This is a genomic window from Rhodoferax sp., from assembly GCF_034520025.1.
Lineage (GTDB): Bacteria > Pseudomonadota > Gammaproteobacteria > Burkholderiales > Burkholderiaceae_C > Allorhodoferax.
The window spans coordinates 1,643,882-1,664,329 of sequence record NZ_JAXHNZ010000002.1; the positions used below are offsets into that span (position 1 = coordinate 1,643,882).

At 61.9% G+C, this 20,448-nt stretch carries 23 protein-coding genes; 14 read left to right on the forward strand and 9 right to left on the reverse strand.

The annotated features are described in order from the left end of the window. The first annotated feature begins 74 nt into the window (after positions 1-74). The 4 genes from U5L73_RS16120 to U5L73_RS16135 all read left to right on the forward strand — a co-directional run bounded on the left by U5L73_RS16120 (position 75) and on the right by U5L73_RS16135 (position 2,967). Positions 75-1,037: a ribose-phosphate pyrophosphokinase gene (locus U5L73_RS16120; protein WP_322563282.1), complete on the forward strand. Its 963-nt coding sequence runs from the start codon at positions 75-77 to the stop codon at positions 1,035-1,037. Positions 1,038-1,139: 102 nt separating this feature from the next. After that, positions 1,140-1,763 carry a 50S ribosomal protein L25/general stress protein Ctc gene (locus tag U5L73_RS16125; RefSeq protein WP_322563283.1) on the forward strand — a complete coding sequence of 208 codons (624 nt, stop codon included), beginning with the start codon at positions 1,140-1,142 and terminating at the stop codon, positions 1,761-1,763. 99 nt (positions 1,764-1,862) lie between these two features. Continuing rightward, on the forward strand, positions 1,863-2,543 hold the full coding sequence (pth, locus tag U5L73_RS16130; protein ID WP_322563284.1) for an aminoacyl-tRNA hydrolase: 681 nt from the start codon (positions 1,863-1,865) through the stop codon (positions 2,541-2,543). Positions 2,544-2,568: 25 nt separating this feature from the next. Then, positions 2,569-2,967 carry a hypothetical protein gene (locus U5L73_RS16135; RefSeq protein ID WP_322563285.1) on the forward strand — a complete coding sequence of 133 codons (399 nt, stop codon included), beginning with the start codon at positions 2,569-2,571 and terminating at the stop codon, positions 2,965-2,967. Positions 2,968-2,998: 31 nt separating this feature from the next. Here the strand turns inward: U5L73_RS16135 and U5L73_RS16140 are convergent, their stop codons facing one another. From U5L73_RS16140 to U5L73_RS16165, 6 genes are read right to left on the reverse strand one after another with little or no spacing between them, the layout of a single operon-like run. Continuing rightward, entirely contained in the window at positions 2,999-3,262 is a 264-nt protein-coding gene (locus U5L73_RS16140) for a YfhL family 4Fe-4S dicluster ferredoxin (RefSeq protein WP_322563286.1), read from the reverse strand. Between the two features lie 32 nt (positions 3,263-3,294). After that, positions 3,295-3,747 (reverse strand): universal stress protein, encoded by a 453-nt coding sequence (locus U5L73_RS16145; protein WP_322563287.1) that lies wholly within the window; start codon positions 3,745-3,747, stop codon positions 3,295-3,297. Between the two features lie 18 nt (positions 3,748-3,765). Next, a complete protein-coding gene (gene coaD, locus U5L73_RS16150) occupies positions 3,766-4,254 on the reverse strand; it encodes a pantetheine-phosphate adenylyltransferase (protein WP_313879757.1) in 489 nt (162 codons plus the stop codon). A gap of 22 nt (positions 4,255-4,276) precedes the next feature. Then, positions 4,277-4,921, reverse strand: coding sequence for a 16S rRNA (guanine(966)-N(2))-methyltransferase RsmD (gene rsmD / locus U5L73_RS16155; RefSeq protein ID WP_322563288.1), 645 nt, complete (start codon positions 4,919-4,921; stop codon positions 4,277-4,279). Between the two features lie 9 nt (positions 4,922-4,930). Then, positions 4,931-6,283, reverse strand: a complete 1,353-nt coding sequence (locus U5L73_RS16160) for a M16 family metallopeptidase (RefSeq protein WP_416221324.1) — start codon at positions 6,281-6,283, stop codon at positions 4,931-4,933. Positions 6,284-6,298: 15 nt separating this feature from the next. Next, a complete protein-coding gene (locus U5L73_RS16165) occupies positions 6,299-7,777 on the reverse strand; it encodes a pitrilysin family protein (RefSeq protein ID WP_322563289.1) in 1,479 nt (492 codons plus the stop codon). Positions 7,778-7,805: 28 nt separating this feature from the next. Here U5L73_RS16165 and ftsY point away from each other — a divergent pair, with 28 nt between their 5' ends. The 6 genes from ftsY to U5L73_RS16195 all read left to right on the forward strand — a co-directional run bounded on the left by ftsY (position 7,806) and on the right by U5L73_RS16195 (position 14,549). Further along, positions 7,806-9,083 (forward strand): signal recognition particle-docking protein FtsY, encoded by a 1,278-nt coding sequence (gene ftsY / locus U5L73_RS16170; protein WP_322563290.1) that lies wholly within the window; start codon positions 7,806-7,808, stop codon positions 9,081-9,083. Positions 9,084-9,152: 69 nt separating this feature from the next. After that, positions 9,153-10,352: an ABC transporter substrate-binding protein gene (locus U5L73_RS16175; protein WP_322563291.1), complete on the forward strand. Its 1,200-nt coding sequence runs from the start codon at positions 9,153-9,155 to the stop codon at positions 10,350-10,352. Positions 10,353-10,474: 122 nt separating this feature from the next. After that, positions 10,475-11,095, forward strand: a complete 621-nt coding sequence (locus U5L73_RS16180; protein WP_322563292.1) for an OmpA family protein — start codon at positions 10,475-10,477, stop codon at positions 11,093-11,095. 14 nt (positions 11,096-11,109) lie between these two features. After that, positions 11,110-11,994 carry a patatin-like phospholipase family protein gene (locus U5L73_RS16185; RefSeq protein WP_322563293.1) on the forward strand — a complete coding sequence of 295 codons (885 nt, stop codon included), beginning with the start codon at positions 11,110-11,112 and terminating at the stop codon, positions 11,992-11,994. 126 nt (positions 11,995-12,120) lie between these two features. Then, complete coding sequence (locus tag U5L73_RS16190; protein WP_322563294.1) at positions 12,121-13,410, forward strand: hypothetical protein; 1,290 nt, start codon at positions 12,121-12,123, stop codon at positions 13,408-13,410. Positions 13,411-13,451: 41 nt separating this feature from the next. After that, a complete protein-coding gene (locus U5L73_RS16195) occupies positions 13,452-14,549 on the forward strand; it encodes an SMP-30/gluconolactonase/LRE family protein (RefSeq protein WP_322563295.1) in 1,098 nt (365 codons plus the stop codon). 7 nt (positions 14,550-14,556) lie between these two features. Here U5L73_RS16195 and U5L73_RS16200 read toward each other — a convergent pair whose 3' ends face one another. Continuing rightward, complete coding sequence (locus U5L73_RS16200) at positions 14,557-15,441, reverse strand: DMT family transporter (protein ID WP_322563296.1); 885 nt, start codon at positions 15,439-15,441, stop codon at positions 14,557-14,559. Between the two features lie 68 nt (positions 15,442-15,509). Between U5L73_RS16200 and U5L73_RS16205 the strand changes: the two genes are divergently transcribed. Together U5L73_RS16205 and U5L73_RS16210 are read left to right on the forward strand one after the other, a co-directional pair. After that, positions 15,510-16,181, forward strand: coding sequence for an alpha/beta hydrolase (locus U5L73_RS16205; protein ID WP_322563297.1), 672 nt, complete (start codon positions 15,510-15,512; stop codon positions 16,179-16,181). After that, entirely contained in the window at positions 16,178-17,443 is a 1,266-nt protein-coding gene (locus tag U5L73_RS16210) for an Hsp70 family protein (protein ID WP_322563298.1), read from the forward strand. The genes U5L73_RS16205 and U5L73_RS16210 overlap by 4 nt, the downstream gene beginning before the upstream one ends. A gap of 76 nt (positions 17,444-17,519) precedes the next feature. Here the strand turns inward: U5L73_RS16210 and U5L73_RS16215 are convergent, their stop codons facing one another. Next, positions 17,520-18,119, reverse strand: a complete 600-nt coding sequence (locus U5L73_RS16215; protein WP_322563299.1) for an NUDIX hydrolase — start codon at positions 18,117-18,119, stop codon at positions 17,520-17,522. Continuing rightward, on the reverse strand, positions 18,109-19,062 hold the full coding sequence (locus U5L73_RS16220; protein ID WP_322563300.1) for a LysR family transcriptional regulator: 954 nt from the start codon (positions 19,060-19,062) through the stop codon (positions 18,109-18,111). Before U5L73_RS16220 ends, U5L73_RS16215 begins: the two co-directional genes overlap by 11 nt. Positions 19,063-19,141: 79 nt before the next feature. Here U5L73_RS16220 and U5L73_RS16225 point away from each other — a divergent pair, with 79 nt between their 5' ends. Together U5L73_RS16225 and U5L73_RS16230 are read left to right on the forward strand one after the other, a co-directional pair. Next, positions 19,142-19,564: a DoxX family protein gene (locus U5L73_RS16225; RefSeq protein ID WP_322563301.1), complete on the forward strand. Its 423-nt coding sequence runs from the start codon at positions 19,142-19,144 to the stop codon at positions 19,562-19,564. A gap of 9 nt (positions 19,565-19,573) precedes the next feature. Further along, entirely contained in the window at positions 19,574-20,437 is an 864-nt protein-coding gene (locus U5L73_RS16230; protein WP_322563302.1) for a pirin family protein, read from the forward strand. Positions 20,438-20,448 lie beyond the last annotated feature (11 nt).

Here is a 20,448-nt window from a genome sequence, read left to right on the forward strand (position 1 = left end):
CTGTTCGGGCCGGTCCCGATTCAGCATGCGATCTGTGAAAAAATAAACCCACTCTCTTCGCTGGACCTCCCCACATGCAGGCATTCACACCCCCTGATTTCATGGTTTTCACCGGCAATGCCAATCCTGGCATGGCGGAAGACATTTCCAAGCACCTCGGCATTTCCCTCGGTGAAGCCACCGTCGGTCGCTTCTCGGATGGCGAGGTCACGGTAGAGATCAACCAAAACGTTCGCGCACGCGACGTGTTTGTGGTCCAGAGCACTTGCGCTCCTACCAACGAAAATCTGATGGAACTGCTGATCATGGTCGATGCACTCAAGCGTGCGTCTGCTGAACGCATCAGTGCCGTGATTCCCTACTTCGGTTATGCACGTCAAGACCGTCGCCCCCGCTCTGCCCGTGTACCTATCACTGCCAAAGTGGTCGCCAACATGTTGCAAGCTGTCGGCGTGGACCGCGTGCTGACCATGGATTTGCACGCTGACCAGATCCAGGGTTTCTTTGATATTCCGGTAGACAACATTTATGCGTCCCCCGTGCTGCTGGGCGATTTGCGCCAGAAAAACTACAGCGATTTGATCGTAGTGTCGCCCGACGTAGGTGGCGTGGTGCGCGCCCGTGCGCTGGCCAAGCAGTTGAACTGCGACATGGCCATCATCGACAAGCGTCGCCCCAAGGCCAACGTGTCTGAAGTGATGCACGTGATCGGCGAGATTGAAGGCCGCAACTGCGTGATCATGGACGACATGATCGACACCGCGGGCACTTTGGTCAAAGCCGCTGAAGTATTGAAGGCCCGCGGCGCGAAGAAGGTGTATGCCTATTGCACACACCCCATCTTCTCCGGCCCTGCCATCGAGCGTATTGCCGGTGGTGACGCCCTCGACGAAGTGGTGGTGACCAACACCATTCCTTTGAGCGCTGCCGCCGCGCAGTGCACCAAAATTCGCCAACTCTCCGTGGCTCCGCTGATCGCCGACACGATCCAGCGTATCGCCAAGGGAGATTCGGTCATGAGTTTGTTCACCGAGTAGTACTACCCGGTGCAAAAAGCAGATATTGCTGGCGCTGTGCCGGCGATGTCTTTTTAAAGTCGGAGTCACACTGGTCGCGGTGGACTCTTTTAGGAGTTGAATATGAAATTTGTCGCTTTTGAGCGCGCTAAGCAGGGCACGGGTGCGAGCCGCCGTCTCCGCGTTACCGGTCGTACACCTGGCATCGTTTACGGTGGCACTGGCGAACCCCTCTTGGTTGAGCTGGACCACAATGCTTTGTGGCACGCCATCAAGAAAGAAGCTTTCCACTCCACCATCCTGGACATGGAATTCAACGGCAAGGAAAGCAAGGTTCTGTTGCGCGACGTGCAAATGCACCCCTACAAGCAACTGATCCTGCACATTGACTTCCAACGCGTGGAAGCCAACACCAAGCTGAGCATGCGCGTTCCTTTGCACTTCAGCGGCCAAGAAAACTCGCCTGCAGTGAAGACAGACGCTTGCTTGATCAACCACGTGATCACCGAGCTGGAAGTGGCTTGCTTGCCTGCTGACCTGCCTGAATTCATCGCTGTGGACCTGAGCGGTCTGGTGAAGGGCAAGTCCTTGCACGTGAACGATCTGGCGATGCCCAAGGGAACTGTTGCTGTGACTCACGGCAAGCCAAACCCCGTGGTCGTGTCCGTGGTCGCTCCTGTGGAAGAAGTGATTGCACCTGTCGCAGCTCCCGCTGCTGATGCCAAGGGCAAAAAAGGCAAGAAGTAATTAACGCTTTGCGTTGAACACTTAAGAACGGCCCACCTCGGTGGGCCGTTTGCATTGGGGCGTGCTCTACAGCCCCGGTTGTGAGCCATAATTTTTAGCATGATCAAACTATTTGTCGGCCTGGGCAACCCGGGTCCGGAGTACGAAGGCACTCGCCACAACGCCGGCTTCTGGTGGGTCGATGCCCTCGCGCGTGAACTGAAGCTGAATCTTTCGATGGACAAAGGCTACCACGGCCTCGTGGCCCGCACTACCCTGCAAGGCCAAACGGTCTGGTTGCTAGAGCCCCAAACCTTTATGAACCTCTCCGGCAAGTCAGTGGGCACACTGGCCCGGTTTTTCAAAATAACGCCCCAAGAAATTCTGGTGGTTCACGATGAGCTGGACGTGGTGCCCGGCGAAGCCAAGCTCAAGTTCGGTGGCAGCCATGCCGGACACAACGGCTTACGGGACATCCATGCCCAGCTAGGCACCGGTGATTACTGGCGCTTGCGCCTGGGCGTAGGCCATCCCGGCGTGAAGTCAGAAGTCGTGCACTGGGTCCTCAAGAAGCCTTCGCTGGACCATCGTATTGCCATCGACCAAAGCATTGACCGTTCGCTCAAAGCACTGTCGCACTTGTTGGCCGGAGACATGAACAAAGCCACGATGCTCATCCACACCAGCAAGCCCCCGCGCCCTAAGCCGCCACGCCCCGCTACCCCACCGGCACCGGCTGTAAATACGGCGGGCGAACTATCCGCAGTACCAAACACATCCACGGTACAAAACACCCACTGAGCACCCTGCCCCACCGGAGACCTGTATGCGCCACGCCTTCGCCTTTGCTATAGTTTTTGCAGCATTAACCGCAACAGGGACGACGGCTCAAGCCCAAAAAGTCTACAAGTGTGGCAACACCTACAGCCAGACCCCCTGTGGTGATGGCAAAACGCTGGACACATCGACGCCTGATGCAAGCACAGACATTGCACGCAAACAAACGGTAGACAAAGAGAACAAGCGCCAATTGGCGGCAGCAAAAGCGCTCGAAAAAGAGCGCTTGGCCACCGAAGCCGAGGTAAGAAAGCGCCACGCACTGGAGGCCAAAGTCTTGGAGCAAGAGAAAGCCCGGACTGCGAAAGGCGCAGGCAAAGACAATACAAAGAAGAAAGAGGGACCCCAGTTCTTTACCGCTAAGCCGGTCCCACCTGCAAAGCCTTAAAAGCCCGCGGTAAACCCAAGCCTGCTCACCCTCAGACGGGTCTGCTTGCTGCAGCCTGCAAGCGCAGGTACTTTTGCATCAAGGTTTCTTTGCTCTCGGTGAAGTCGGGGTTCACAGGAATGCAAGACACGGGGCACACCTGTACGCACTGGGGCTCGTCGAAATGCCCGACGCACTCGGTGCATTTATGCGGATCGATTTCATAAATCTGCTCACCCAGGTAGATGGCCTCATTCGGGCATTCGGGCTCGCATACATCGCAGTTGATGCATTCGTCGGTAATTAACAGTGCCACAGCAGTTCGCGCTCCATGGCGGGATTATCGCCTCAGGGGCTCAAGCCCTCGTCGTCAGCGGGGAGTTTGACGATCACCACCGGCACGGTGCTGGTCCGCAGCACTTCGTTGGCGACTGAACCGACCAAACCGGTCCCGAGTGCCCCGGCACTCTCAGCCCCCATCACCACCAGATCGACGCCATGCCTCTCACCAACCTCAATTGCCATATGCGCCGGGTCGCCGGTCGCGACTTCGCAAACACACTCCACCCCGGCTGCGCTCAGTAAAGCGCGCGCTGGCTCCAGGCAATGCATGCCTGCATCGGTGCTGACCTGGCTCAACACATCGGCGTCGTGTGCCACTACCAGCTCATAAAGATTGGCAGGCTCCTGGACATTGACCAACACCACCTCGACCGGCAGGCCTTGGACCCGGGCGGCTAGCACCCAGTGAACGGCCTCCATCGACAACTCCGAACCGTCAACCGGTAGCAGGACTTTCATGGCAGGCTCCTTGAAGGGTCAGGGTGTCAGGCGGTCCATTAAGCGGGCATGAACCACCGGTGCCACGAAGGCGGCAACGTCGCCCTTGAGCGTTGCAATCTCCCGGACCAGCGTACTCGAGATGAATTGGAAACGCGAGTCCGGCGTGAGGAAAACCGTTTCTACATCAGGGGCTAACGACTTGTTCATGCCGGCGAGTTGCGCCTCGTAATCGAAGTCGGTCACCGAGCGCACCCCTCGCACCATGGCGCGGGCGCCATGTGCGACTGCGAAGTCGCGTACTAGGCCACTGAAACTCTCTACCTGCACGTTATCGAGCGGCTGAAAGACTTCGCGCGCCATCGCCAAACGCTCGTCAAGACTAAAGAGCGTCTTCTTGTGGTGAGCGACCGCCACCGCCACAATGACCGTCCCGAAGAGACGGGATGAGCGACGGATCAGGTCCTGGTGGCCCAGGGTAATCGGGTCAAAGGTTCCGGGAAAAACAGCAATCGTGGCTTGGGGCATGGCAGAGCCTTCTCAAAGGGGCTTAGGGAGCGACCAGCGCTTGCAAGAGGTGAGCATGGACCGCGCCCGCCTTCAGATGCCGGTAGACGCGCAGTCCGTAAGCGCTTAAGGCCTCATCGGTGTAGGCGGCGGGGGACTCCAGATACACCCAGCCACCTGCGGCCAACGCATGGGCACAGGCACCGAGCGCGGGCTCAAACAAAGGTGCGTCAAACGGCGGATCGATAAAAATCACATCCAGACTTGCGGGTGCCGCCTGCCGGATCGCCGCAATGCCGTCACCGCGTTGCACCAGCACCATGCCGGCGTTGAGCTGGGACTGTGTCTTTTTAAGCTGGTCGATCAGGGCGGTGTCCTGCTCAATCAGTGTCACCTGCTTGGCGCCGCGCGAGGCGGCCTCAAAACCCAATGCGCCGGTACCGGCAAAGGCGTCTAGACAGCGCAAGCCGGTCAAGTCTTGGCCCAGCCAGTTGAATACGGTTTCACGGACCCGGTCGGGCGTGGGGCGCAGGCCCGGCTTGTCTGCAACCTTGAGTTTGGTGCGTTTCCAGAGCCCGCCAATGATGCGGATTTCGTGGCTCTGAGCCGCCCGGGGGCGTGGGGGGCGCTTGGCGGCGCCAGCAGACCCGCGGGGAGATGTGGTTTTAGAGGAAGCTTTGGCGTTCATGGAGTGAGCTTACCGCACCGGATCCGGCGCACCCAGCACCACGGTGGCCATCCGGTCGGGCTGCAGCACACGGGCCATAGCTGCGCGCACATCTGCCGCTGTGAGCTTGTCGATCTGCTGGGTCCAGGTGTCGAGGTAATCGAGCGGCAAGCGGTTCCAAGCGATGTTGGCCACGTTATCCAGCAACTTCTTGTTGCTGTCGATCCGCAGTGCAAAGCCGCCGATCAGGTTGTCTTTGGCGGCCTGCAGCTCCTTGTCAGACGGGCCTTGCATAACAAACAGGCTGAGCACCTCCCTCACCAAGGACAGGGCTTGCTCTGCCTGGTCAGGCCGCGTCTGAAGGCCGACGGTAAAGGCACCTGCGTGCAGGCCAGGCGCAAAGAAGCTGTACACGCTATAGGTCAGGCCTCTTTTTTCGCGCACCTCTTCAGTCAAGCGTGCGGTGAAACCGCCGCCCCCTAGGATATGGTTGCCGACCGTCAGCGCAAAGAAATCAGGCTCGTTGCGCTTGAAGCCGGGTTGCCCCACCAGCACATGGGCCTGGGCAGAGGCAAACGCAATCCGCTGGTCACTGGCAGCGGCCAAGGGCTGCACCTCCGGCACCGGCGGTGGTTTGGCGCAGCCGGCTTGGGGCAAGCGGGCCAACAACTTGGTCACCAGTGCGTCGGCCTGTGCCCGGTTGAGCGCGCCCACGATGCTGACCTGAACCGCACACGCCCGCAGAACACGGGCATGCAATTCGCGCATGTGCTGCACGTTGGTGCGGAGCAAGCTGGCCTCGGTCGGTTCATAGCCATAGGGGTGATCGCCATACACCGCGCGGTTAAAAGCGCGGGCTGCCAGTGTGGCAGGCCGGGTGTTGGCCTCCTTAAGGCTGGCGATCCGCTTGGGCCGGTCGCGCAACCACGGCCCTTCAGGAAACGCCGGCTCGCCTATCTGACGCGCAGCCAGCGCAACCGCTTGGTCCAGGATATCGGGATAGGTCAAAGACCGCAGCGCGAAGCTCATGCGGTCGGCGCTGGCGCTGCCACCGAAAGAAGCTCCTAAGTCAGCCCACGCCTCGCTCAATTGGTTCTCATCCAGCGCCGGGGCGGCGTGGCTGGCACGCACACCGTTGGAGGTGCTAGTGGCCATCAGATTCGCCAGGCCGGGCTGGTCGGCCGGGTCACGGCGGCTGCCGGCATCCAGATCAATCTGCACATCCACCATCGGAATGGCCGGGCTCTCAACCAGATACACCCGGGCACCTTGGGGCTGCGTCCAGTGCTGGATGGGAATGCCCGCCCACGCAAAATTAATACAAAAAAGGCCTATAGCGCTAGTAATCATTACGCGAGCAGCTATCAATTTAGGAGTATTCATGGTGTCGTGTAGTGCTCAGTGCCGTATGCCAGCCGCCGGCGACCGGGGCTTGCGCGCCATCTCCAAAGGCTGGGGAATCAGGGTGGCAACCGTCAACGCATCGTCCCCGAAGTAACGTGCAGCAACGGATTGCACTTGCGCCGCACTCACCGCGCGGAGCCGCTCCAGCAGCACCGTGTCGCTGCCCAAAGCAAATCCGTTGATCCAACTCACCCCCAACAAGCGGGCTTGGTTGAACACACTGTCTTGCTTGTAGACCTCACCGGCGACCCAACGGTTTTTCACCCGCAACAGCTCGGCTTCCGTGACCCCCTCCTTGGCCACCAGAGCGATCTGGGCGCGCAAGGCGGCCTCTACCTCTGCCGCGGTCTTGCCCGCCGCAGGTACCCCGTAAAGCGTGAAGAGCTGTGGCCCCCGAGCGGTCAGCCCGTAATAGGCGCCGGCGCTGTCGGCCACCGAAGGCTCGGTCAACGTCAAGGCCCGCGGGAGCCGCGCACCGTCGTAGCCCGACAACACGGCAGAGAGCACCGTCAAGGCCAAAGCGTCTTCGCTGGGCGCATCCATGGGCACGGTCGCTTGGGCAGGGAGCCCCTCCGGCCGCAGACCCGGCACCTTGAAGGACAGCGCCACATAGGCCTGCTCTGCCGGAGCCTTGAGGGCCAGGCGCCGCAGGCCGGCCTGCTCGGGCTCAGTTCGGGGTTTGCGCAGGGGCACTGCGCGCGCAGGCAGGCTGCCGTAATATTTTTCGGCCAAGGCCCGCACGGCATTCACCTCCACATCCCCGGCCACCACCACAGCGGCGTTGGTGGGGGTGTACCAGCGGCGGTAAAAGTCGCGCGCGTCCTCAGGCTGAAGACTCTCCAGATCGCTCATCCAGCCCACAATCGGGCGGCGATAGGGGTCTGCCTGGTAGGTCACGCCGTCCATCGCTTCGTGCAGGCGTGCATGGGGTTTGTCCTCGGTGCGCAGGCGGCGCTCTTCTTTGACCACTTCCAGCTCCTTACGGAAGTCCTCATCGGTCCAGGTGCTGTTGGCAAAGCGGTCGGCCTCCAGGCGCATCACATCCTCCAGCCGCTGGGAGGGGATCTGCTGGAAGTACCCGGTGTAGTCCTTGCTGGTAAACGCGTTTTCACGCCCGCCCAATGCCGCTACCTGGCGGGAAAAATCGCCGGCTTTGACCGTGGGTGTGCCCTTGAACATCATGTGCTCCAACACATGTGCGACCCCACTGCTGCCATCGACCTCGTCCATAGAGCCCACCCGCACCCACAGCATGTGGACCGCAGTGGGCGCCCGCCGGTCGGGCTTGACGATCAAGGTCATGCCGTTTTTTAAGGAGAACTGCTGCGCCAACGGTGCGGCCACAGAAACCGGGGGTTTCGCTTGGCCCAATGCCAGCGGGCTCGCACTGATCAGCGCCAGCGCACAAGCCCCTGCAGACCACGAAATGCAGGCGCGCCGCAGAGCGCCCGTCAGGTGAAATGGGTGTTTCATAGAATGCTGTGATTCTAGAAACGCACTCATGTTCAGTTTTTTCAAAAAGAAATTCTTTTCCTCGACGACTCCGGCCCCTGAAGTGGTAGCGCCCGACGCGCCTCTGGCCGCCGATCTCCAATCACCCGCCGCCCCGGCACTGCCCACAGCCCCTGCCCCAGCCACACCAGCTGCATCGCCCGCCGCGCTGCCTGACGCGGCCCCAGCAGCCCCGGCAGCGCCTATACCCGCAGCGGAAGACAATGCAGCAGCCAGCCCCGCGGCGCCCGCCGTTGTTGCAGCAGTGCCCGCGCAGGCCCTGCAAACAGCGCCTGCTTCGCAGCCACCTGCCTGGGGCACTGGCTCCTTGATTGGCAGCGCCTTGGTGGCGCCGATTGAGATCCCCGAGCCACCGGCTACACCGCCCGAGCGCCAGAAGTGGCTCGACAAGCTCAAGGCCGGTCTGGGCAAGACCGCAAGCAGTATCTCCGGTGTTTTCGTCGGAACCCAGATTGATGAGGCGCTGTACGAAGACCTCGAGGGCGCCCTGCTAATGGCCGATGCGGGCGTATCCGCCACCGAGCACCTGACGGCGGCCCTGCGCCGCAAAGTCAAAGCGACTGGCGTGACCCACCCGACGGCGTTGAAAAATATTTTGATCGCAGAGCTCACCGAACTGCTGCAACCCCTGCAAAAGTCCCTGGTGATTGGCGAGCACACGCCCACCGTGGTGATGGTGGCAGGCGTCAACGGTGCGGGCAAAACCACCAGCATCGGCAAGCTGACCAAGCATTTGGCCGACAGCAACGCCAGCGTCTTGCTGGCGGCTGCAGACACCTTCCGCGCGGCAGCGCGAGAGCAGCTCACCGTCTGGGCCGACCGCAACACGGTCGAGATCGTCAGCCAAGAAGGTGGCGACCCCGCTGCCGTGAGCTACGACGCGGTCACCGCCGGCAAAGCGCGCGGCAAAGACGTGGTACTGGTCGACACCGCGGGCCGATTGCCCACCCAGCTGCACCTGATGGAAGAGCTGAAGAAGATCAAACGCGTGATCGCCAAAGCCGACGGCACAGCCCCGCACGAAGTGCTGCTGGTAATCGATGGCAACACCGGCCAGAACGCGGTGCAGCAGGTCAAAGCGTTCGACGACGCGCTCGGCCTCACCGGCCTGATCGTCACCAAGCTGGACGGCACTGCTAAGGGCGGCGTGCTGGCGGCCATCGCCCGCGAGCGGCCGATTCCGGTGTACTTCATCGGGGTGGGTGAGAAGCTTGATGAGCTGGAAACCTTCAACGCTCGAGAATTTGCGCAGGCCTTGCTGGCTTAACCCCTGACACCCGCAGTGTAAGAAAACGGGGTTAGTTTCCGACACATTTTTTTTAGGACGCTCCGCACCATGACTCTTCGCATCGCACGTCGCCAACTGATCGCCGGCACTGCCGCCGCACTCGCAGCCCCCGCTTTCGCCCAATCCACCCCGGCATGGTCTGCCATTGAGGCCAAAGCTAAAGGGCAATCGGTGTACTTCAATGCCTGGGGGGGCTCGGAGACCATCAACGCTTACATCCAGTGGGCAGCGAGTGAGGCGCAAAAGCGCTTTGGCGTGACCGTGCAACACGTCAAAATTGCCGACGCGCCCGACATGATCAAGCGGGTGCGCAACGAAAAAGCCGCCGGCAAAACCAACGGCAGCGTGGATATGGTGTGGATCAACGGTGAAAACTTTTTGACCATGAAGCGCGAGGGCCTGCTCTTCGGACCCTTTGCAGAAAGCCTGCCCTCGTATGCCAAGGTAGACGTGCAAGGCAAGCCCACCACACGCCTCGACTTTGCCGAGCCTACCGATGGCCTGGAGGCTCCCTGGGGCATGGCACAGCTGACCTTCATGGTGGACAGCAAGCGCACGCCCAAGCCGCCGCAAAACCTGGCCGAGCTGCAAGCCTTTGCCAAGGCCAACCCCGGCCGCGTGACCTACCCGCGCCCGCCCAATTTCCACGGCACCACCTTCCTGAAGCAAGTGCTAATGGACGTGAACGCCAACCGCGACGCGCTCTACAAACCCGTCACTCCTGACGCGTTTTCCAGAGCCACCGCCCCCCTGTGGGCAGCGCTGGACCAGATGCACCCGCACCTGTGGCGCGGCGGCAAGCAGTTCCCCAACAACGCCGAGGCGATCCGCCAGATGCTGGCCGATGGCGAAGTAGCGATTGCACTCACCTTCAACCCCAACGACGCCGCAAACGAAATCGCCGCCAAGCGTCTTCCCGCGAGCATCACCAGCTATCAATTCAGTAGCGGCACGATCGGCAATACGCACTTCGTTGCGATTCCCGTGAATGCGACCGCCAAAGAAGGCGCGCAGGTATTTGCCAACTTCTTGCTCAGCGCAGAGGCGCAAGCACGCAAGGCTGATATCGCTGTCTGGGGCGACCCGACGGTGCTCGCGCTCGACAAACTCAGCGCCAGCGAGCGCGCTGCATTCGCGGCCAAACCTTTGCCCGGCCAGGTAGAAAAACCGGCACCTGCTATTCCAGAGCCCCACGGCAGCTGGGTCGATGCGCTGGAAAAGGAATGGACCAAGCGCTACGGAGCATGAGAAATAGTTCGCAAATCGGCGAACTATTTCCAGTGTTGGTAAGCAATTGCTAGACAGACCCACGGCTGAGGCGTTTCAATGCGTCTGGGCCAGTTGGCGGCCTTTTATTTGGATCTGTCTGTATGTCTTACCTCACCCGTTCTACCCACGCCGCGCGTCTGTGCACCACAGTTGCCGCCCTCGCCCTCACCGGCGCATTGCTGAGCGCTTGCCAGCAGGCGCCAGTGGTGCCCGCCACCCCGGTGTACACCGGGCCGACCTTGCCGATTGCCCAGTCGGAGCGTGGTGTTCAGATTTTTCTGCCGAGCTCGGCCTTGTTTGAGTCGGGCAAGTCCAGCCTGAACGTCACAGAGTCCGCTGCCTACTTGCAGCGTGTTGCGGTGTTGATCAACACCAAGACCGACAAAAATGTGATCCTCGAAGGCCACACCGACAACCTCGGCAACGAAACCCTGAACCAGCAGCTCTCGGAAGCCCGCGCCCGTAGCGTGCGCGAAGCCTTGATCGCCCAGGGCATTGATGCCAAGCGCCTGAGCACCGCGGGCTACTCGTTCAACCGCCCGGTGGCTTCTAACGCCAATGACGAAGGCCGCAAACTCAACCGCCGTGTCGAGGTGGTGATCTTGGAAGAAAAAGTGGAAAACATCACCCGTGGAGAAGCGCCCAACGCCTTCGAAAACGCCTGGGACCGCCTCAAAGCCATGATGGACAAGGGCCTAATTCAACCCGTGATGGGTAAGTGATGGGAGCGCCCAGCATGCTGCGTCGCACTTTCGCCCGTCAACTGGCCAGCGGTGTGGCGGCGGCCTCCGCCCTCGCCTTCTCAGGCACAGCCGCCGCGCAGGCTACACCCCGGCGTACCGGCAAGCTCGGGCTTGTTCTGGGTGGCGGGTCCGCGCGCGGGTTCGCGCACATCGGTGTGCTTAAGGCGCTGGAAGAGAGCGGCTACAAACCCGATGTGGTGGTCGGCACCAGCGCAGGCTCTCTGGTGGGCGCTTTCTATGCGGCGGGTTTCAGCCCCTGGCAAATGGAAGAAGTCGCTCTCAAGGTGCGCGATATCGATGTGGCCGACTTCAACTCGGCCAACAAACGCGGCATGTTCGCAGGTGAGGCGTTGCAAAAGCTGATCAACGAATACGTGCGCAGCCAACCGATCGAAAAGCTCAAACTCACGTTTGGCGCTGTGGCCACCAACCTGAACAACGGAGACGCGGTGCTATTGCGCTCCGGCGACACCGGCCAGGCAGTGCGGGCGTCGAGTGCGATTCCGGGTGTTTTTGTGCCGGCCGTTGTGGGCGGTGTGGAGCTGGTCGATGGTGGCTTGGTAAGCCCCTTGCCGGTGCGGTTTGCCCGCACTTTGGGCGCCAGCCGGGTCATTGCCGTGGACGTGGGCACCAAACCCCAAAACAACGTGGGCCATGGCCTCTACGAAGTGATCTTGCAATCGTTTGAAATCATGGGCCGCGCACTGACCAATCTGGAGGCCAAAGAAGCCGACGTATTGATCCGGCCGGACACCGCCCGCTTCAGCAGCACCGACTTCGGTGCACGCAAAGACCTGATCCAGGCAGGCTATGTGGCCGGGCGTGCTGCCGTAACCGAGATGAAAAGCAAGATTCCCCCCAACGCCCGGGGCAACTGAACCGGCTGGCATGCCACCGCGGCCGCTTGGCTCAGCGGTGGTACCCGACCCGAGCCACGGGGCCACAATAGCGCTATGCCGCCTACTGCCCCACCTTCCTCTGCGCCAGTCGTCAGCGCATCGCACATGCTCCGCACACACCACATCAGTCTTGCACTGGTGATAGGGGGTGTGACCCTGGCATTGCTGCTCGGGAGTTGGGCGGAATACAACCGCCAGAAGCGGGCCCTGGGCTGGGCACTCAGCGCCCAAGGGGAGCAGCTGCAAGCCGCACTCAACGGGCCGCTGGATGCGGCTCGTCAACATGTGGCCGGCATGCGCCAGAGCGCCGAGCGCAACCTGCGCCAAACCGTTTTTTTCGATGCCAGCCTGGCCGAGCGCCTGGAGCGCCGCAACCTCGCACCACTGCGGGATGCGCCCTGGGACCGGATGCCGCAAGACCTGGTCAAAGACATGGGTTCGGTCCATGTGAACCCCAGCGCAGGCGGAGATTACCGGCGCGAGCTCAATGCCCCTTTGGGGGCGCTCGGGCAGGTCGTTGCCGCCCACAACACCCAGTCCCGCTTGGTGTGGAGCTATTTTTACGACGCGCCGCAGCGCTGGCGCTGGGTCTACCCCGCGCAATCGCGCGATGAGGTGTTTGCCGCCACCGGAAAATCCGATATGGGTACCGCGCTCGCCGTGTTCTGGGAGGCACAAGGCACCCGCCCTGTAGAGGCAGCCGGCCCTACCCGCAACCCGCAAAAAGAACCAGTCTGGACCCTGCCACACACGGACACGCTCAAGGGCATTCCCGTAGTGTCTGTATTGGCGCCGGTCTATGCCGGCAACGCCTACGTGGGCGTCATGGGAACCGACATGGCAGTTGACGCGCTCAACGCCGTCATGCAACAACACCCGCTGACGCTGGGCCAAGCTTGGGTGATCGACACCGAAGGCCGCACCCTGGCCGCCAGCGATAGCAAAGCGGCGCTGCCTGCGGGCCCCTACACCACCGAGGCCGGCTGGCTCCGGTTCGCCTTGCGGGGCTCGCCCTTCAGCCTGGTGATTTACCAGCCGGCGGAGGCCATGGCGGCGCATGCCCTCAGTAAAACTTGGTCCATAATGTTGACTGGCCTCCTCGGGCTGCTTGCCACTGCAGGCACTGCGCTGTGGCTGAGCCGGCGCTTTACGCAGCCGGCCTTGCAGTTGGCCGACTATGTCCAGAACGCCGAGGGGCCCAATATCAAACGCCCACCCAAAGTACCGGCCCTGTGGAAGCCCTGGTTTGTGCGGGCAGGACGCGCCGCCATCGACCGGCGGGACCAGCTGATGCACCACCACCAACGCAGCAGCCAGCTGGAAAAGCGCGTGGCACAGGTAGAGGCTCAGGCCCGCACTAGCGACCGCACCAAGAACGACAACAGCAAAATCTGAATGCATTAGCCCGAATGCTCGGACTCTCAGGGAAATACGCTTTGAAAAAAATTTTGTACTTCGTTGTGGGGGTCGTGGGCTGCGCCACGCTGTATCTGCTCTTGTGGCCAGTCCCGGTGAGCCCCGTGGCATGGGATGCGCCCACCGCGCCCGGCTACCAGGGCCCCCACGTGGTCAACAAGCGGCTGAGCGGTTTGAACATGATCAACCTGCAAGGCGAGGTGGGGCCGGAGCACATCCAGTTCGGCCGCGACGGTAAGCTCTACACCACGGTTGCCAGCGGCAACATTTTGCGCATGGAGGCCGACGGCAGCGCCCAAGAGGTGTTTGCAAACACCGGGGGGCGGGTGCTGGGGTTCGACTTTGATGCCCAAGGCAACCTGATTGCAGCAGATGCGATCAAGGGCTTACTGTCTATCGCCCCGGATGCCAAGGTCACCGTGCTCACCGATATGGTGAACGGAGACCCGATCCGCTATGCGGATGCAGTGGTTGTTGCCAAAACCGGCAAGATGTATTTCAGCGACGCATCCACCCGCTTTGCGCCCAAAGACTGGGGCGGAACCTTCGAGGCCAGCGTGCTCGACATCCTGGAGCAAGCCAGCACCGGCCGCATTCTGGAATACGACCCTGCCAACAAAGCCACCCGCCTGGTCGCGACCGGCTTGAGTTTTGCCAATGGTGTGGCACTGAGCGAAGACGAGCAGTCCTTGTTTGTGAACGAAACCGGCAAATACCGGGTCTGGAAAATTGCGGTAAACGCCAATGAACTCGATGTGCGCGCCCCGGGCACCCAAGCTCAAGTGTTGCTGGACAACCTGCCCGGCTACCCTGACAACCTGATGCGGGGTCTGGACGGAAAAATCTGGCTAGGCTTTGCCAAGCCCCGCAACCCGACCGTCGACGATATGGCCGGCAAACCCTGGCTGCGCAGCCTCACCTTGCGCTTGCCACGCGTGCTGTGGCCCATCCCCAAGGCTTATGGCCATGTGATCGCCTTCACCGAAGACGGCAAAGTCGTGGCCGACCTGCAAGACCCGAGCGGGAGCTACCCCGAAACCACCGCGATTACTGAAACCAAAGACCGCCTGTATGTGCAGAGCCTGCACGCCCACGGGCTGGGCTGGCTGCCCAAGTAAGGCAGATTCACTGCACCAGCCCGGCCGCGACCGCCGGAGGCTCACGTTTGGCGGTGACCGCGCTGCCGGCCGCCGCACCCATGATGAACACAATCGCCCACCACTGTGGGGCGCTGAGTTGCTCATGGAGCAACATCAGGCCTAACAAGGCCGCCACCGCCGGCTCCATGCTGGTCATGATGCCGAAAGCCTCTTGCGGCAGGCGCTTGAGGGCCACCATCTCCAGCGAGATGGGTATGGCACTGGAAATCGCCGCCACCACCAGCCCGATCCATAAAACGTGTGGATCCAGCAGGGCCGCACCCGCGTGCCAGATGCCGAAGGGCACCACGGTAATGGCGGCCACCGTGAGCCCCAGCGCCACCGAGTGGCCGGCATGCAAATGGCCCACCCGTTTGCCAAACACGATGTAAGCACCCCAAAACGCGGCGGCCGCCAAGGCATAGAGCACGCCGGTCACGTCCAGCGCCTGCACGTTGCCGCCGAACGGCAGCAACAGCCCCAGCCCCGCAATCGCTAGGGCCAGCCACACAAAGTCCACCGGCTTGCGCGACGAATAGAGGGCCACCGCCAAAGGCCCCGAAAACTCAATCGCCACCGCAATGCCAAACGGAATGGTGCGCAGCGACATGTAAAACAGCAAGTTCATCAGCCCCAGCGCCACACCATAGCGCAGAAGGGATAGGCGGTCGGCCGGTGCCAAAGCCCAACGCCAGGGCCGCCAGATCAGCAAGAGCAACAGGGCCGAAAAGCCCACGCGCAAGGCGGTGGTGCCCAAGGATCCGACCACGGGAAACAGCTGTTTGGCGATCGACGTGCCCAGCCCCAAGGCGGTGACAGAACCCAAAACCGCCAGCAAAGGCAGCACATGATGAAAGCGGTGTGAAGACATGCCTTGACGATAACCGCTGCAACTCGGGTATAAACCCGTCTCCCAAATTCAATACCAAGGCCCGTGCCATGACTGCCCTGCTCGACTGCATCGAACTCGAATCCGCCCCCAACCCCACCGCTGCTGTCATCTGGATGCACGGGCTGGGCGCCACCAGCGATGACTTTGCAGGCCTGGTGCCCGAGCTGGACCTCGAGGGCTGCCAGCCCATCCGCTTTGTGTTTCCGCAGGCGCCCAGCATCCCGATCACCATCAACGGTGGCTACGTGATGCCCGGCTGGTACGACCTGTATGGCATGGACCTGGTGAGCAAGCAGGATGCGGCCGGCATCCAGCGGTCTGAGGCGGCGATTGCGGCGCTGGTGGAGCGCGAGGTTGCTCGTGGCATTCCACATGAACGCATCATGCTGGCGGGTTTTAGCCAAGGCTGCGCCATGGCGCTGCACACCGCACTGCGCTTGCCCCACCAAATTGCAGGCGTCATGGCTCTGTCCGGCTACCTGCCGCTGGCAGACCGCTTTGCCTCCGAGCGCAACGCCGCCAATGCAAACACCCCCATCTTCATGGCCCACGGCACCCAAGACCCGGTGGTGATCCTGAAGCGCGGTGAAGACTCGCGCGATGCACTGGCGTCGCTGGGCCACAAGGTCCAATGGCACACCTACCCCATGCCGCACAGCGTGCATCCGCGCGAGATTGCCGACATTGCCGCCTTCTTGAAGCAGGTGCTGCCCGCGTGATAGAGACTGTTCGCCCCCTCGTGCTGGGCATTGACTTCGGCACCTCGAATTCCGCCTGCGCTCTGATTGACGCGCAAGGCGCCTTGCAGGTCATTCCGCTGGATGGTGCCAAGGCCGAAATGCCGACCGCGCTGTTCTTTGCCAGCGAGACCCATACCGTGCTCTATGGCGCGGAGGCCATGCAGGCCTACTTGAATGGCACCGAGGGGCGCCTGCTGCGCTCGCTCAAAAGCCTGATGGGCAGCCGCCTGATGGACGAGTACACCGCCGTAGGCGACAAAAGCATCCGCTTTTTTGACATCGTGGTGCTGTTTTTCAAAGAGCTCAAGCGCCGCTGCGAGGCCCATGTGGGCCAACCCCTGACCCACGCAATGCTGGGCCGCCCGGTGCACTTTGTGGACGACAACGCCGAGCGCGACCTGCTGGCCCAAGAAACCCTGGGCCGCGCCGCGACAGAGGCCGGCTTCACCCACATTGCCTACCAGCTCGAACCGATTGCTGCCGCGCTGGACTACGAGCAGCGCGTACCCAAAGAGACCACCGCACTGGTGGTGGACATTGGCGGCGGCACCTCCGACTTCACGGTCATTCGCCTCAACCCTGAGCGCAGCACCCGGGGCGACCGCACCGCAGACATTTTGGCGACCACCGGCGTGCACATCGGCGGCACCGACTTTGACCGCTTGCTAGACCTCACCACCGTGATGCCCCACTTGGGCTACAAGCACGTGGGCACTGGCGGGCGCATTGTGCCTAGCAGCGTGTTTTTTGACCTGAGCACTTGGCACCTGATCCACCAGGCCTACACCCGCAAGTCCATGCACTTTGCCAAAGAGCTGTGGACCGACTACACCGACCAGGCCCTGCACCGCCGCCTGATGGACGCGCTGGAAGAGCAACACGGCCACCGCATGCTGGCCAGCGTGGAAGCCGCCAAGATTGCCTGCTCGATCAGCGGCAATGGCGCCGTGGTCAACCTCGACTTTCTGGACCGCAGTTTGGCTCCGACCGTGGACGCCATGAACATGGAGGCCGCCCTGCATGCATCGCTCGCGCAGGTGGTGCAATGCGCCCAGGACTGCGTGGCCGCCGCGGGCTTAAGCGCTGTAGACGCGGTGTACCTGACCGGTGGTTCGTCTGCCCTGCGCACCCTCATCGAAGCGCTGCGCCAGGCCATGCCCGAGGCCACACTGGTAGAAGGCAACCGCTTTGGCGGTGTAGCCGCCGGACTGGCGTGGGCGGGTGCGGTGCACCCGTATTAAATTGCTATTTATTTAGGAGCTGCTAGCGCATATTTCATGAGCGCTAGCGGCAATTTTTGCGCATAAATGCGGGCAGTTAAAGCGTAAGTCGCAACCTGCCCGCCAGCCTCTCAAAGCGCGCACCGGGCAGCTCCAATAGCGCCTCCCGCTCCACCCAGCGCACCCCGCGCACTTCCTCCCACTGCGGGCTCAAAGGCGCAGTGGCATCGCCCTTAAACAGGTACAAAAAGTCGTGGTGCACATGCGCACCCTCGCCTTTGGCGGGGTTGGCCGGTATGGGATGGCTGTCGATGTCGATCAGCGGCGCATCCAAGTTTTGGGTAGCAGACTGAGCCAAGCGCACGTTCACGCCCGTCTCTTCCTCCACCTCCCGCGCCGCAGAAACGTCCAAGCGGTCCAGCCCTTCGTGGTGGCCGCCGGGCTGTAGCCAGCGGTTTAGGGTGCGGTGGTGGATGAGCAGCACCTTGTCGGCCGCCCTGTCATAAACCAAGCCGCTAGTGGTGATGTGACCTTGCATGTTGGCGCGTGAAAACGGGTCTGCTGAGGTGTCGCCCAGCTGACGGGCGATGGCTTGCAAGCCTGCGGTCTCCGCGGGAAAGCCCACCATGTACTTGTGCAGTTCAACTTGCGCATGGGCTCGGAGTTCAGCCGGGGTGGCCAAGGTTTCAGGCAGCATGGGGGTCTCCCAAGGCCACATGCAGCATCTCGATAAACACCCGCGTCTTGGGCGGCATGAGTTTGCGGCCAGGGAAGACGGCCGAGATAGGCATCTGCGGAAAACACCACGCAGGCAACACCCGTACAAGGGCGTGGCGGCGCACGTCGGCTTGGGCAAACACATCGGGCACTGCGCCTATGCCGGTGCCCGCCAACACCATGCGCAACAGCAGGTCCGGCGCGTTGGCCGCAAAGCGGCCGGGCGGCAGAGCCGTCCACTCCTGCTCGCCATTCACCAGGCGCCAAGGCATGGGCTCTCCGTTGCCACCCAGCAAGCGAACCGCTTGGTGTTGCAGCAGGTCTTGCGGCACTAGGGGCGTGCCATGTTCGGCCAGGTAGTGGGGCGAGGCGTACAACCCAGTCGACATGAGGCTCAAGCGCCGCGCAGCGAGTAGGTTGTCGTCCGGCAAGGGTCCGATGCGCACCGCCACGTCAAAGCCTTCGCCCAGCAAGTCCACCCGCCGGGCAGATAAATCCAGCTCCAGCGAGATGCCGGGGTACATGGCTACAAACGCACCCAGCATGTCGGCCAGAAGCAAGTGGGCAATGTCTGCCGGCATGGACACCCGCAGCCGCCCGGTGGGCGTGGCCTGACGGCGCTCGCTCAAGGCGGCTACAGCCTCCACTTCCAGCACTACTTGTTTGGCGTGCTCGAGCAGTTGCTGGCCGAACTCAGTGAGCGTCTGGCGTCGGGTGGTGCGCAGCAGCAAGCGCTCGCCCAAGCGTTGCTCGAGGGCCGCGAGCCGGCGCGACACACTGGACTTGGGCAGCCCCACCTTGTCGGCCGCGCGACTGAAGCTGCCCAGCTCCGCCACGCGGGCAAAGATGAGCAGGTCGTTAGGGTCGATAGCGGTAGTCTGCAGTGCGCTTGATTGTTCCATGGCGACAACAATCATATCCATTTCAGAGGATTTTCAGGTTTATTGATGAGTAATACAGTTCACCCATCGCAAACAACTTCCCTTTTGAAAGGAAATCATCATGTCCTCCAGCAACACTTCTACTACCGCCCAAAACGCACTCGACCTCGCAGGTCGCGTGCTCTTGGCTGCCCTGTTTTTGCCTGCCGGCATCAGCAAGCTGACCGGCTTTGAAGGCACCGTGGGTTACATCGCTTCAGTCGGTTTGCCGCTGCCCGCGGTCGGCGCTGTGCTCGCTCTGCTGGTGGAAATTGTGGGCAGTGTGGCGCTGATCGCCGGCTTCGGCACCCGCATCGCAGCGCTGGTGCTGGCAGCGTTCACGCTATTTGCGAGCTTCTTCTTCCACGCCTTCTGGGCTGTGCCTGCGGACCAGGCCTTCATGGTGCAACTGCTGTTCTTCAAGAACGTGGCCGTGGTCGGTGGCTTGTTGGCTTTGGCTGCCAACGGCGCCGGCGGTTGGAGCCTGGACGCACGCCGCGCTTAAGGAGCTCCCATGACCGTTCAAAACCCCCGTGTCATCGAGCGCCTGGTGGCAGGACAAGCCACCTCGGATGGCGCAGGCGTCAAGCTCACCCGCGTGCTGACCCAGAACCTGCAGCACCGCCTGGACCCGTATCTGATGCTGGACGCCTTCGGCAGTGACAACCCGGACGACTACATTGCCGGTTTCCCCGAGCATCCGCACCGCGGGTTTGAGACCGTGTCGTACATGCTCAGCGGCCGCATGCGCCACCGCGACAGCGCAGGCCACGAAGGCCTGGTCACAGACGGTGGTGTGCAGTGGATGACCGCAGCGCTCGGGGTGATCCACTCCGAAATCCCGCAGCAGACCGAAGGCCGCATGGAGGGCTTTCAGCTGTGGTTGAACCTGCACAGCAGCGAAAAGATGGGCACCCCGTGGTACCGCGACATCCAGGCGACCGACCTGCCCAAAGTCACGACCGAGCAAGGCGTGCAGCTGACCGTGATTGCCGGTCAAAGCCATGGCACTGCAGGCGCTGTGCAGCGCGAAAAAACCCAGCCGCTGTACCTGGATGTGCACATGCCTGCCGGCAGCACCTTCAGCCAACCACTGCAGGCCACGCACAACGCATTCATTTATGTGTACCGCGGTGAGGTGCAGGTGGGCGACAAGGCGGTGCCCGCCCAGCGCATGGCCATTTTCCGTAACGATGCGGCTAGCGATGGGGTAACCATCACTGCCAGTGCGGACGCCAAGTTTCTGCTGATTGCCGGCAAGCCCCTCAAAGAGCCCATCGTGCAATACGGTCCGTTTGTGATGAACTCGCAGCAAGAAATTTACCAAGCGCTGAGCGACTTCAGGGACGGAGTTTTGGGCGAGCCGTCAGCCGCCTGAATGGCGCCTTG